Origin of the sequence: Porphyromonas endodontalis, from assembly GCF_052173515.1 — a bacterium.
Classification (GTDB): domain Bacteria; phylum Bacteroidota; class Bacteroidia; order Bacteroidales; family Porphyromonadaceae; genus Porphyromonas; species Porphyromonas endodontalis_A.
In genome coordinates this window covers 114,589-127,759 of the sequence record NZ_JBQMYL010000004.1, presented here as the reverse complement: position 1 = coordinate 127,759, position 13,171 = coordinate 114,589, and the positions used below count along the sequence as shown (strand labels likewise).

Here is a 13,171-nt window from a genome sequence, read left to right as displayed (position 1 = left end):
GCAGATCCTCCAAAATAGGTTGCTGTTACTTTGCAGGAGCTAGCTCTATGGTAAAGTGACGCATCACGGGGAGCTCTTCTGTGATTACGTACCCTCTTGTAATGCTTTCTCGCCTATCGAACACATTCTTCACGGCGGCCGCGATTACATCCATGTGATTATTGGTGTAGGTACGGCGTGGAATGGCAAGACGTAGTAGCTCCAGACGCGGATAGCGATTCTCGCGTGTGATGGGGTCTCGGTCGGCTAGGATGGATCCGATCTCTACCCCACGTATGCCTGCCTCTAGGTAGAGCTCGATACCTAAGGTCTGCGCGATAAATTCTTCTTTGGGCACGTGCGTAAGGATCTTCTTAGCGTCGAGGAAGATGGCGTGCCCTCCTGCCGGACGCTGGTAGGGAATGCCGTACTCGTCGAGCTTGCGCCCCAGGTAGGCTACCTGTTCGATGCGTGTTTCGAGCGTATCGAACTCGGTACCTTCGTCCAGCCCCTGTGCCAAGGCATTCATGTCACGTCCGGAGAGACCTCCGTAGGTGATGAAACCTTCGTTCATAACGCAGAACATTTGGCAGCGACGCCATAGCTCTTTGTCTCGGAAGGCGAGGAATCCGCCCATGTTCACGATGGCGTCTTTCTTGCTGGACATGGTCATGATATCGCCGTAGCTGAGCATCTCGCGCACGATCTCCTTGATGGATTTATCCTGATAGCCCTCTTCGCGAGTCTTGATGAAGTAGGCATTTTCTGCGAATCGTGCGCCGTCTATCTGCACGAGGATGCCGTATTTGTGGCATAGTTCGCTGGTCTCGCGGATGTTCTTCATCGAAACGGGTTGCCCTCCGGCCGTGTTGTTGGTTACGGTGAGTACACAGCAGGGGATGCGTTCTTTGGGAGTTTCCTTTAGTACCTTCTCAAGTTTTTCGAGGTCCATTTCGCCCTTGAAGGGAATCTCCAGTTGCGTATCTGCTGCCGCGTCTATGGTGCAATCCACGGCTGCCGCCTTACGGAATTCGATATGTCCTTTGGTGGTGTCGAAGTGCGAATTGCCGGGTACTACGTCGCCTGCCTTTACGATGGTGGAGTAGAGTACATTCTCGGCAGCGCGCCCTTGGTGGGTGGGGAGGAAGTACTCGAATCCGAGGATCTCTTGGATGGCTTTTCGCATTTTGTAGTACGAGGTCGCACCTGCGTAGCTCTCGTCTCCCAGCATCATGGCGCTCCATTGTTTGTCGCTCATGGCGCCGGTACCGGAGTCGGTTAGGAGGTCGATAAATACCTGTTCGCTGTGGAGGTTGAAGAGGTTGTATTTGGCCTCGCGTATCCACGTTTCGCGTTCTTGTCGTGTGCTCTTGCGGAGCTGTTCTACCATCTTGATGCGGTAGTTTTCAGAAAAGGGAATTTCCATGAATTCTACTGATTAAATGAATTTAGAGTGAATTTTGCCGGAAGTTACTCGTTGGGTTCTGCAAGAAGAGCAGAGAGTAAGAGAGCCCCTGGCGTCTCGTAGACAAGTCTTCCATACCAGGGATTCTTTTGCGAGCCAAGTATTAGATAGGAATGCTTCGGCACCTCTCCTTGGGATTGGTGATGTACACTTTATATCTAGGGCACTGCGTTGCATTTTCTTGGCTTTTCTTCTTTCGAATACAATTTGAGCACAAGTATAATAAATGTTTTCAAAATGCACAAGGATTCGGGCAGAAATCTGACACAGAGTCAGCTTTTAGAGGGGATCTACGTCGAAGAGGATACGAGAGCGTCGGGCGGAAAGCGAGGTGCGCTCCACCTGATGGAGGATGCTTTTCAGGGCTTCGCGAATCTGTTTCGCTGAGTAATTAGGGGATAGTTTGAGGGTAATCTGCCGAATGTACATGAGTCGCACGCGAGACACATAGGGCTTGATGGGGGCGGAGACGTGGGCTAGTCCGGGGTAGCTCCCGAAGTGCCGGGAGAGGAGAGTGGCCGTCTCTATGGTATCTTCTTCCTTCGTGCTTTTGACTATGACCTGGATGATCCTTTCGTAGGGAGGGAAGCCGAAAAATGTGCGCTCCTGTAGTACCAACTTCGCATACTTCTCCCTAAGTTCGCGAGAGGGCATGTCAAGATACTCGAAGAGAGGACGCTGCGTATCACTCGTTTGTAGCAACATGAGAGCCTCGGGGTACTTTACAGCCAGGCGGTAGAGGAGGGCGAAGACTAATTCGTCTGTGCGGAAGTCGGGTAGGGCGAGCATGGCATCAAGTTGGGGTACCGCGACCAGTCCTACCCCCTGAATCGGAGCAAAATGTGTGAGCATTTGGGTACCCACGTAGAGGGAGGCCTTCCCCTCCGCTAGCGCACTTCGGATGTGGCTTCGCTTTTCCTTGCCCGAGGTCGTATCGGCATCAATGCGTACGATCTCCTCCCCGGGGTAGAGCGTGGCTAGTTCGTCCTCAATGCGTTCCGAACCGTAGCCTACCTTCTTCAGCTCCTCCCGATCCGCTCCACAGTGTGGGCACTGCGCCGGTAGTGATAGATTGTAACCGCAGTAGTGGCACGTGAGCCGATTCTCCATCTGATGGTAGGTGAGGCTTACATCGCAATGCAGGCAACGGATGCTTTTGCCACACTTCTGGCACAAGATATAGGGCGCGTATCCGCGTCGAGCACTTACCAAAACTACCTTCTCACCCTTCTTTAGCGTCTCGGATATGGCCTCTCGGAGGGGGAGGCTCAGTAACGTCCCCGTCTTGAGGCGGCGAGTCGTGCGCTCGTAGTCCAAGTCGATAGTGCGAAAAGAGGCTAGGGTAAACGACTCCTGCGACGCTATAGCGGCATACTTGTCGTAGGCGACGTTGTGGTACGTCTCCATGGAGGGAGTTACGGAGGTGAGAAGTAGGGGAATCTTGCCCTTTGTAGCTCTGTAGGCGAGTAGGTCTCGGGCATTGAAGCGAGGTGCCGGCTCCTGTTGCTTGTAGAGAGGATCCTGCTCCTCAGCTACGATGATGAGTTCGACCCCCTCCAATGGAAGTAGAGCCGCCATGCGACTTCCTACGACGATAAGAGGGGCGTCGCTCTCTGTCAGGCGGTAGCGTAGGGAGGCTCGTTCGCGATCGGATAGGCTGCTGGTGTAGAGGTAGAGAGGCGTCTCTACGGGGAGCTTTAGTTGGGAGCAAAGCGAGGGAAGGTCGCCCTCTAATCCGCTACTCTGGGGGAGTAAAAGGAGTACGCGTCCCCCTCGTGCTAGCACGGCGGCCGAGTAGGCTCCGATTCGCTCCAGTTCGTCGCTGTACGTCGCGGCGGTGTAGTAGTTGGGACGATCGCTCTCCAAAGGAGGAAGATTCGGGTCTATTCGATACTCGGGAGGGCGGTCGGTAGAGGCATATTGCCGAAAGGAGCATTCCAGTACCCCCTCGGAGAGGAGGTAACGCAGGGCGTTTTGTCGGTTGCTATCCCCGGCGATCAGTTCTTTTTCGCGGACGGAGCCGGAAAGGGAATGCTCCTGGTCGGGGAGAAGCTCCACAAAGCGGTAGAGCAATCGCGTCCGAGCAGGCCTTCGCTTATAGGCATCCAAGAGCAGGTTCAGAGCATCGTCCGATTGGTACTTGGGGTTTAGGTAGAGCCATCGCTCCCCGATTCTTTTTTCTACTCCCCGTACTCGCTCCTTTAGGGAGAGGACGCCGTGGGCTACGAGCTGGTCGAAAACGGAGAGTTTATTGCGCCCCGGGATGTATTGCAAGAGGGTTTCGAAGTGGATCCCTTTGCCTGTGATTGAGCGGAGATGCTCAACTACTTCGCTCTCGGTGCGCCCGAGGGAGGCGTCGGAGTCGGCTTGCTCGAAATCAATAAGTACCTCCGTTCGGCTCTCGGGTAGGAGTGTGGCAGGCAGAGCCGCGTGCAGCAGATCTCCCGGCGTTGCCATGTAGTAATGGGCAGCCCAGAGCCACGAGTCGATCTCTTCTTGGGAAATAATGGGAGCGTCGTCCGGTAGGTATCCTAAGGACTTTACCTTGTGCGTCTCCACTCCCAACGGAAGCGTGGGTGAGAGACTCGCTATGATACCTACGTAGATGCGCTTCGCTCCGAATTGTATGACGCAGCGCATACCTACTCGCACTTTCGCCTCAAGCTCTTGGGGCACTCGGTAGTGGTAAAAGTCGCTTAGGCTTAGTGGGAGTAGTACGCCGGCGTACAACATAGTGGTTTAGTTGCCGGAGAGGTAGCGGTGCATATTGGCTGCAGCTCGCCGACCGTCGCCCATGGCTAGGATGACCGTTGCGCCCCCTCGTACGATGTCGCCTCCGGCATACACATCCGGCAAGTCGGTCGCTCCGAGTTCGTTCACAACGATGGTACCCTTGGGAGTTACATTGAGTCCCGAGAAGGTATTAGGGATAAGAGGATTGGGCGATACCCCGATGCTGACGACAACTACCTCTACAGGGATCTCCTCAATGGCTCCCTCTATAGGTATTGGCTTACGGCGCCCTGATGGATCGGGTTCTCCTAGCTCCATCTTCTGTAAGCGCATCTTGGCAACGTGTCCCCTCTCATCGGCAAGATATTCGATAGGGTTGTGCAGCGTAAGGAACTCTACCCCTTCTTCCTTGGCGTGGGCTATCTCCTCTAGGCGCGCCGGCATCTCCTCTTCGCTACGGCGGTACACAATCATGGCGCGCTCAGCCCCTAGTCGCTTAGCCGTACGTACACTATCCATAGCGGTATTCCCGCCTCCTATCACGGCTACGTGCTGTCCGCGGAAAACAGGAGTCTCGCTATCAGGATCTCCTGCGTTCATCAGGTTTACACGCGTTAGGTATTCGTTAGAAGACATTACGCCGATGAGGTTTTCCCCGGGGATGTTCATGAAGTTGGGCAACCCGGCTCCTGAGCCGACGAATAGCCCCGAGAATCCCATCTCGTGCAAGTCGTCGTACGAGAGGGTAGCCCCTATTATGGTATTGGTCTCAAAGGAGACACCCATTTGTTTGAGCAGCTCTATCTCCGCGTCTACCACCTTATTGGGCAGACGATACTCGGGGATACCATACTTTAGTACGCCCCCAATTTCGTGTAGTGCCTCGAATACTACCACTTCGTACCCTAGCTTTGCCATATCTCCGGCAAAGGACAATCCGGCAGGGCCGCTCCCCACAACAGCAATCTTTTTGCCCGTGGGAGGGGCTAGGGTTGGCATCTCAACGGCATTGTGCTCTCGAGCCCAATCTGCGGCGAATCGCTCTAGGTAACCGATGGCAACAGCCGGTTTCTTCATCGTTTGGTATACGCACCGACTTTCGCATTGGCGCTCTTGAGGGCAGACACGGCCACAAACGGCAGGCAAACTGGTTGTTTCTCGTAGCGTGGAAGCTGCGGCAGCAAAATTCCCTCGCTCTATTTCCTTTATAAAAGAGGGGATATGAATGCCGACGGGGCACCCCTCCATACAGGTTGGTTTAGCACAGTCTAGACAGCGACGAGCCTCCACAAGGGCTTGCTCCTCGGTTAACCCTTGGTTTACCTCTTCTGTAAGTGTAGTAATGCGGTACTTGGGGTCTAATTCGGGCATTTGGGCACGAGCTATGGCGGTTCGCTCTTTGGGGGAATGGCTCTTGCGTAGCTCTTCTCGCCAAGCTAGCTTTCGGCGTTCGGCAATTAGTTCATTCATTTCCATTGTAGTAGATATTAGAGGATTATTTACCTACGTCTTTATAGGAATTAAGACGCATCAATAGCTCATCAAAATCTACTTGATGGGCATCAAACTCCGGTCCATCAACGCAAACGAATTTGCGCTTCCCTCCCACAGTTACACGGCAGGCTCCACACATTCCGGTGCCATCTACCATAATGGTATTGAGTGAAGCTATTGTGGGGATTTGGTACTTTGCCGTGAGAGCGGAGACAAATTTCATCATAATGGCAGGGCCGATAGTCACGCACTTATCTACCTTTTCTCTTAGGATCACTTCCTCTACACCCTCGGTTACGAGTCCTTTCTTTCCTAGAGAACCATCGTCGGTCATAATGAGGACTTCGTCGCTGGCCTGGCGCATCTCCCTCTCTAGGATAATGAGATCTTTGGTGCGGGCTGCGAGTACTACAATTACTCTATTGCCGGCTGCATGAAAGGCCTCTACAATGGGGAGCAATGGGGCAACGCCAACGCCACCTCCGGCACACACAACTGTGCCTACTTTCTCTATCTCGGTAGCCTGCCCAAGGGGACCTACAATGTCGTGTACATAGTCCCCTTCGTTGAGGGCAATCAATTTCTTGGACGATTGTCCCACACCTTGTACTACCAAAGTAATGGTTCCTTGGTTGAGGTCTGCACTTGCAATGGTTAGTGGAATGCGCTCACTATGGGCATCGGCACGCACTATTACAAAGTTGCCTGCACGCCTAGCTTTGGCAATACGCGGAGCTTCAATACGCAGCATGGCTACGTTTGGGGAGAAGTATTTCTTCTCTACAATCAAATTCATTTCTCTTTTTCTTTCGGAAAATGTATAGTGGGGAATGGGTTACAAACCGGGCCAGAGATCTGAGCAATCTTTGGGGTCTATAGCCTCTACCTTTTGTTCGATATTGTCTTCGAGATTTGGGAAAAAGTCGAAGTTGGTTTTATTTTCTAGTTCATCTATGGAGCACGTCAAAGGAGCTAATCCACCCTTTAGTTGTTTGCTGCTTTCGTGGCTGATCCAGAAGCCGAGAGCTCTCCACTCTCCATTCTTTTCTGCAAGAATTGCCATCCAATAGTTGCGTGGTACAGCAATTTTACCACCCGAGAGGGTGGGGTAGATGCCTTCGGGAGTGAGAGTGCCCCCCTTGGCAATATACATTTTATCGGTTAGAGCTTCGTTACGAGCCCACTTCTGCACCGCCTCCTCAAGTTGTCGCCAAGCTACTTGATTAAAGGCAGCTTTCTGAGGGCTCATATTGGAGTAGTAGAATGTTTGTCGGTTGGCTTCTTCTGAGAATACTCGGTCGTGGGATGCTACCAAGTGCCCTCGGTCGTATCCTTCGAATGAGGATTTATTTACTTCGTACTGAGCCGGAATAAAGGGATCCCAAGCCCAGGCATTGGTACGCTTTACATTGGTTTGTTTCGTGTAGTTATCGAAGCTAAAGCAAACCCACAGGGCATGATGCAGCCTAATATCGTACTCAAGAGAATAGTTTACCCGAGTACCGTTGTTTACCCGATGTGTTATGAAAAAATCCCCTTCACGTCCACGCACTTTGGGGCATTCTAGTAGAGAGGCATCTCCCGCGCCATCGGGGATATAGGGAGGTTGTGGCTTTTGCCTTGATTGACAGCCCCAGAGACCACTTCCTAGTAGCAGGGCTGAGATGCATGCTAAGATGAGTTTACTGGATTGTTTCATACTAGTTTGTTTGTTTTAGATAGGGAGATGCTTTTATGAGTTCCTTTTGTTGTGGTAGTTTCCCTCCTGCAAAGGTACCAATTAACGCTAAAACCTTATATCAGCCCTCTATCAAAGCCCCTATTTATAAAATATAGCCCCCTCTCATAGGGGGAGAGGGGGTGTTTCCGGTTACTTTACAGCTAGCATTCGTTGGATGGGGAGCAAGGCTCGCTCCCGCACCTCGGGAGCAATTGTCACTACATGCTTCTCGTCGCGTAGGGCATCGCGTAGGTCAGTGAGTGTAGTGAGTTTCATATATTCGCAGTAGTGCTCTCGGGTGATGGGGATGAACTCAAGATGGGGATATTGGTGTACGAGTTCCGTAATAGCTTCCTTTTCGGTCGCTACTACAAATTGTTTTTTCTCGCTTTGAGCCGGATGCTTTAGGATGCCCGAGGTAGAGCCAACAAAGCAGCGAGGATGCTCCAGAATACTCTTGTCTCCACAAGCAACCGACTCCGGATGGATGAGAATATCAGCATTGGGATAATGCTCAAGATACTCGCGGATGAGCTCGCCTGTTATGTGTCTATGTACATAGCAATCGCCCTGCCAAATATCCATATTACGCCCTGTTTTGAGGTTGATGTACTCCCCTAAGTTTTTGTCCGGCCCGAAGAGGATGGGGACCTCGAGGGGCAATGTCTCTATCACCTTGAGGGCATTGGCACTCGTTACGCAGTAGTCTGTTTCTGCCTTTACGGCAGCCGATGTATTTACGTAGCTTACAATAAGACCGTTGGGATGGTATTTGCGCCAAGTTGCCAGCCCTGCGGCCGTGACACTCTCGGCTAGGGAACATCCGGCATTCTCTACAGGGATGAGTACTTTCTTCTCAGGAGAGATAATTGCAGCCGTCTCTGCCATAAAGTGGACTCCGCAGAATACAATCACTTTTGCCTCTGTGGTGGCTGCGAGTTGGGATAAAGCCAAGGAGTCGCCTAGTATATCGGCAACAGCCTGCACCTCCGGACGAGCGTAATAATGCGCGAGTATAACAGCATCACGCTCCTTCTTTAGTTGTGCAATCTCTTCTGCAAGAGCCTTAACGTCTTCGTTGTTGTTCATTTTCTATCCCTTTTTGTTGAGCTAAAATCCTATTGTATAAAGTTCATGCTAATGTCGAGAGCCTTTACGGAGTGAGTCAGAGCCCCCACACTGATGTAGTCTACCCCCAACGCTGCAACCTCTCGGATGCGCTCGAGAGTCATATTGCCTGAGGCTTCCACTGCACAGCGGTGATTAATCAAACGGACTGCCTCTAGCATGGCTTCGTTGCTCATATTGTCTAGCATAATAATATCTGCGCCGGCAGAGAGTGCCTCTTCCACCTCCTTGAGGCAGGTTGTCTCTACCTCTACCTTAACGGAGAGGGGAAGTTGGGAGTGTACCATCTCTACCGCCTTTGTGATGCTCCCCACGGCCTTGATGTGGTTGTCTTTGAGCATAATCATGTCGTACAAGCCCATACGATGATTGCGCCCACCTCCGTGTCTAACGGCCATTTTATCGAGAAGTCGTAGCCCGGGAGCTGTCTTGCGCGTATCCAGGATATGCGTATTGGTACCTTCGCAAGCGGCCACATAGCGGTGCGTTTCGGTAGCGATACCAGACATCCGTTGCATAAAGTTTAGGAGGAGCCGCTCGGCTGTAAGTAGGGTAGTATAAGAGGCGGTGATGGCCATAATCTTATCTCCCTTCTGCACGGAGTCTCCGTCGTTTACAAAGAGTTGTACCTTGTTGCTCCCGCGTTTGTCGAGCACTCGTTGGGCTATCTCAATACCCGAGATAATGCCGGGGGCTTTGGCGGTGAGGAGTGCTGTTGCCTCGGTTACGTCGGGGAAGATAGATTCTGTGGTAAGGTCACCTTGTGCAATATCTTCGTCAAAGGCAAGATCGATGAGACGATCTATTTTTTCTAATTCGTCGTGAGTTGCTTTCATAGAGAACCTGGGCTGGAGGTAAACGTAAATACTTGTTTTATACTCTCTTGAGTAATGAGGGAATGATATGCTTTGTCGTTGGGGAGTGTCTCGGGGTAGTCACTTCGGAAGTGTCCACCTCGGCTCTCTTTTCGCTCGAGAGCCGCCCTTACCAAACAACGAGCTAGGCGTAGTCTTTGGGAAACAACGAGGGCAGATAAGAGTTGTTGTGCTGGGGATGAGATCTCCGAGATAAGCCTATTGAGCTCCTCTAAAGCGGTAGAGAGAGAGGCTTCTGTGCGTACAATCCCCACGTGCTTCATGAGCAACTTCCCTAGTTGCAGCATGTATTTCTTCCCTTCTTGCTCTCTCCACTCTTGCTCTTTGGCATACGAAGAGAGGGGGAATTCTCGGTAGAGTAATGGAGACTCTAGAGGAAGAGTTTGAGGATGGGGGTGCTGATGGATGTGGTCTGCGATGCGTTTGCCAAAAACAAGACACTCAACAAGGGAATTAGAAGCTAAGCGATTGGCACCCATCACTCCTGTAGAGGCTACTTCTCCCACCGCATAGAGTTGTCGTACAGACGTAGCTCCATTAAGGTCCGTTGCCACTCCTCCCACGGTATAGTGAGCTGCCGGAGCTACGGGTATCTCTTGTGTGAGATCCAATCCTATCTCGGCACAATGTTGGGCGATGGTGGGGAAGCGATGGCGTATGTGCTCGGCATCAAGGTGACGCAAGGAGAGGGTAACACTATCCCCTCCCTCGGCTTCTATTTGATGGAAGATTTCGCGTGCCACTACATCTCGAGGCGCAAGCTCTGCCAGCGGATGCTTTGCCAGCATAAAGCGTTCCCCCGATTGATTGTAGAGGTGCGCTCCTTCCCCTCGTACTGCCTCGCTGATAAGAAAAGAAGCCTGCCCCGGTACGTATAGAGCCGTTGGGTGGAATTGTACAAACTCGAGATCTCGCAGCGTGGCTCCTGCCGCTAATGCCATCCCCAATCCGTCGCCTAGAGCCGTTGGAGGATTGGTTGTGGGGTGATAGAGAGCTCCGGCACCACCGGTAGCTAGGATGGTCGCATGTGCGGTTATCGCTTCCGTCTGATGCGACTTTTGATTGTAGGTGTAAAGTCCGAAGCATTGGCCTTGGGTTACAATTAACCCGAGTGCAAAGTAGTGATCTAGGATCTTTATATTGGCCGTTTTGCGCACTTGCTCCGTCATAAAGGAGGTGACCATTCGGCCTGTGGCATCTCCTCCGGCATGTAAGATTCGTCTGTGGTGGTGCCCGCCTTCTAACCCTAATGCTAAGTGACCATCTTCGGTATCGAAGTGCATTCCCAAGTTGATCAATTCTTCGATACGTTGTGGGGCCTCTTCTGTCAGGATTCGTACAGCAGCCTCGGAGCATAGTCCGCGCCCTGCTTCAATCGTATCTTCGAAATGATTTTTAGGGGTGTCGCTTGCCTCTGTTACGGCAGCCATTCCCCCTTGTGCAAAATAGGAATTACTCTCCTCTAGGGTAGTGCAGGTAACAAGAGCTACAGAGCCTTTGGAGGACAATAAGTATGCGGTATATAGACCCGCAAGCCCCCCTCCTACTACTACATAGTCGAACTGCATCATATAGCGTCTCTTCTCTCTTCCAATTGAACGTTGGGGCAAAGGTACTCTTTTATTTATGATAAAATCAGGGAAAGAGGGCAGAGTAGGCGAGTATAAATGCTGCGTATCATATTCCCTGAGAAATGGTTACTTTTGTGCTTGTAAGTGGTTACACAGGGGGTGGAAACAACGAATTGCTACCTATAAAGAACCGCTACATTAGTTTAGACCAAAGAAAGTAATAGATATACTATGCTTAGAGAAATTCTGTCTGTCTCGGGTCGTCCGGGGCTTTTCAAACTCCTCTCTCAGGGGAAAAACTCCCTCATCGTGGAGTCTCTTACAGACAAGCGTCGCACGCCTATCCATGCTACAGATCGAGTGGTGTCGCTTGCAGAGATTGCCATATATACGACTGAGGGAGAGAAACCTCTCGGTGAGGTGCTAGATCTTGTGTATACGGCTGCCGAAGGCAAGGAGGTAGACCTCAAAACCATTGGGGCAACCAAAGAGTCTACTTTTGCCTATATGGAGTCCGTTCTCCCCACGTACGACAAAGACCGAGTTTACCCTACCGATGTAAAGAAGATGCTCTCGTGGTATAATATATTGGTACAAGGCGGATTTACCCGATTCACCGCAGAAGAGACTCCCGCAGAGGGTAAGGAAGAGGAGGTTAAATAACCTTTCTTATTCGATCGCTTACGAATTAAAATCCATTAATAGTACAAACATTGCTATGTTCAAGGGAATGAAAGATTTCTTGGGTGCTGAGCTCAAGAAGATCAAAGAAGATGGGCTCTACAAAGAGGAGCGCATCATTACGACACCCCAACGTGCCGACATCAAGGTTAATGAAGGTCAAGAAGTACTTAACTTTTGCGCTAACAACTATCTAGGCCTTAGTGATCATCCTCGCCTTATCAAGGCTGCCAAGGAAGCTATGGATAGCCGTGGTTATGGTATGAGTAGCGTGCGTTTCATTTGTGGTACGCAGGACATGCACAAGCAACTCGAGCGTGCTATTGCCGAGTACTTCCATACCGAAGACGCTATTCTTTACGCTGCTTGCTTCGATGCCAATGGAGGTGTGTTTGAGCCTCTCTTTGGTGCAGAAGATGCCATTATTAGCGATGCCCTCAATCACGCTTCTATTATTGACGGGGTACGTCTCTGCAAGGCAAAGCGTTATCGTTATGCCAATGGTAACATGGCAGAGCTCGAAGAGTGTCTCAAAGAAGCACAAGCACAACGTCATCGTATCATTGTAACGGACGGTGTTTTCTCTATGGACGGTAATGTTGCCCCCATGGATCAGATTTGTGCTCTTGCTGAGAAGTACGATGCTCTTGTGATGGTAGACGAATGCCACTCGGCAGGCGTTGTAGGAGCAACCGGTCGTGGTGTTGCCGAAAAGTACAACTGCTGGGATCGTATCGATATCCATACCGGTACACTCGGTAAGGCTTTTGGTGGAGCTGTTGGTGGCTTTACGGCAGGTCCTCAAGAAGTTATCGATATGCTTCGTCAGCGCTCTCGTCCCTACCTCTTTAGTAACTCAATTCCCCCCGCAGTAGTAGGTGCCGGTCTTGAAGTTTTCAAGATGCTCAAAGAGGACGATTCGCTCCATACCAAACTTATGGAGAATGTAAACTACTTCCGCGACAAGATGATTGCTGCCGGTTTTGATATCAAACCAACTCAGAGTGCCATCTGTGCTGTGATGCTCTATGACGCACCTCTGTCTCAGAAGTATGCTAAGCGCATGCTCGAAGAGGGTATCTATGTAACGGGTTTCTACTATCCTGTTGTACCCAAAGGCGAAGCTCGTATCCGTGTACAGCTCTCTGCCGGTCATGAGCGTGAGCACCTCGATCGTTGTATCAACGCCTTTATCAAGGTGGGTAAAGAGCTTGGTGTAATTAAGTAATTACCTATACATGGAGAGAGGGGCTTCTCCCCTTTTTTCTAATTCTTACAACCTCCGGTTGAGCATCCAAGGGTGCTTGCCGGAGGTTTTTTCTTGGGATGGGAGTAGCCCCTTTATAGGAATGCCGGAATAAAGAGGGCTTGGGGCAAAAGATTCTTAGCTAGAAGGAGAGGGGATATCTGGGCGGTTTTTCGCCCGTTTTCACCCTAAATGGGTGAAGGCTTTAGGCTGATTCCTGGGCAGATTTCACCCTACAAGGATTCATGAGGAGGCTGAGTTTTTTTCTTCGACAACCTA

Annotated in this window: 10 protein-coding genes; 2 read left to right on the top strand and 8 right to left on the bottom strand. The window is 51.1% G+C overall.

The window, feature by feature from the left end:
• Nucleotides 1-25 precede the first annotated feature (25 nt).
• From ACTTHR_RS03195 to nadB, 8 genes are all read right to left on the bottom strand, one after another.
• The gene (locus ACTTHR_RS03195) at nucleotides 26-1,405 is read right to left on the bottom strand and encodes a tryptophanase (protein ID WP_311552534.1); all 1,380 of its coding nucleotides are present in this window, start codon (nucleotides 1,403-1,405) and stop codon (nucleotides 26-28) included.
• Between the two features lie 318 nt (nucleotides 1,406-1,723).
• Entirely contained in the window at nucleotides 1,724-4,177 is a 2,454-nt protein-coding gene (priA, locus tag ACTTHR_RS03190; protein WP_442605160.1) for a replication restart helicase PriA, read from the bottom strand.
• A gap of 6 nt (nucleotides 4,178-4,183) precedes the next feature.
• Complete coding sequence (gene gltA / locus ACTTHR_RS03185) at nucleotides 4,184-5,653, bottom strand: NADPH-dependent glutamate synthase (protein ID WP_281677149.1); 1,470 nt, start codon at nucleotides 5,651-5,653, stop codon at nucleotides 4,184-4,186.
• 19 nt (nucleotides 5,654-5,672) lie between these two features.
• Complete coding sequence (locus ACTTHR_RS03180; RefSeq protein ID WP_314862369.1) at nucleotides 5,673-6,467, bottom strand: sulfide/dihydroorotate dehydrogenase-like FAD/NAD-binding protein; 795 nt, start codon at nucleotides 6,465-6,467, stop codon at nucleotides 5,673-5,675.
• A 39-nt stretch (nucleotides 6,468-6,506) separates the two neighbouring features.
• The gene (locus tag ACTTHR_RS03175) at nucleotides 6,507-7,370 is read right to left on the bottom strand and encodes a DNA/RNA non-specific endonuclease (RefSeq protein WP_442605159.1); all 864 of its coding nucleotides are present in this window, start codon (nucleotides 7,368-7,370) and stop codon (nucleotides 6,507-6,509) included.
• Between the two features lie 171 nt (nucleotides 7,371-7,541).
• Nucleotides 7,542-8,480, bottom strand: coding sequence for a quinolinate synthase NadA (gene nadA / locus ACTTHR_RS03170; protein WP_442605158.1), 939 nt, complete (start codon nucleotides 8,478-8,480; stop codon nucleotides 7,542-7,544).
• A gap of 29 nt (nucleotides 8,481-8,509) precedes the next feature.
• Entirely contained in the window at nucleotides 8,510-9,355 is an 846-nt protein-coding gene (gene nadC, locus ACTTHR_RS03165) for a carboxylating nicotinate-nucleotide diphosphorylase (RefSeq protein WP_442605157.1), read from the bottom strand.
• Complete coding sequence (gene nadB / locus ACTTHR_RS03160; protein ID WP_442605156.1) at nucleotides 9,352-10,965, bottom strand: L-aspartate oxidase; 1,614 nt, start codon at nucleotides 10,963-10,965, stop codon at nucleotides 9,352-9,354. Before nadB ends, nadC begins: the two co-directional genes overlap by 4 nt.
• 231 nt (nucleotides 10,966-11,196) lie before the next feature.
• On the opposite strand from nadB, the gene ACTTHR_RS03155 reads away from it, so the two are divergent.
• Nucleotides 11,197-11,628, top strand: coding sequence for a DUF5606 family protein (locus ACTTHR_RS03155; protein WP_315075005.1), 432 nt, complete (start codon nucleotides 11,197-11,199; stop codon nucleotides 11,626-11,628).
• Nucleotides 11,629-11,683: 55 nt separating this feature from the next.
• Nucleotides 11,684-12,874 carry a glycine C-acetyltransferase gene (gene kbl, locus ACTTHR_RS03150; RefSeq protein WP_314669547.1) on the top strand — a complete coding sequence of 397 codons (1,191 nt, stop codon included), beginning with the start codon at nucleotides 11,684-11,686 and terminating at the stop codon, nucleotides 12,872-12,874.
• Nucleotides 12,875-13,171: the final 297 nt, after the last annotated feature.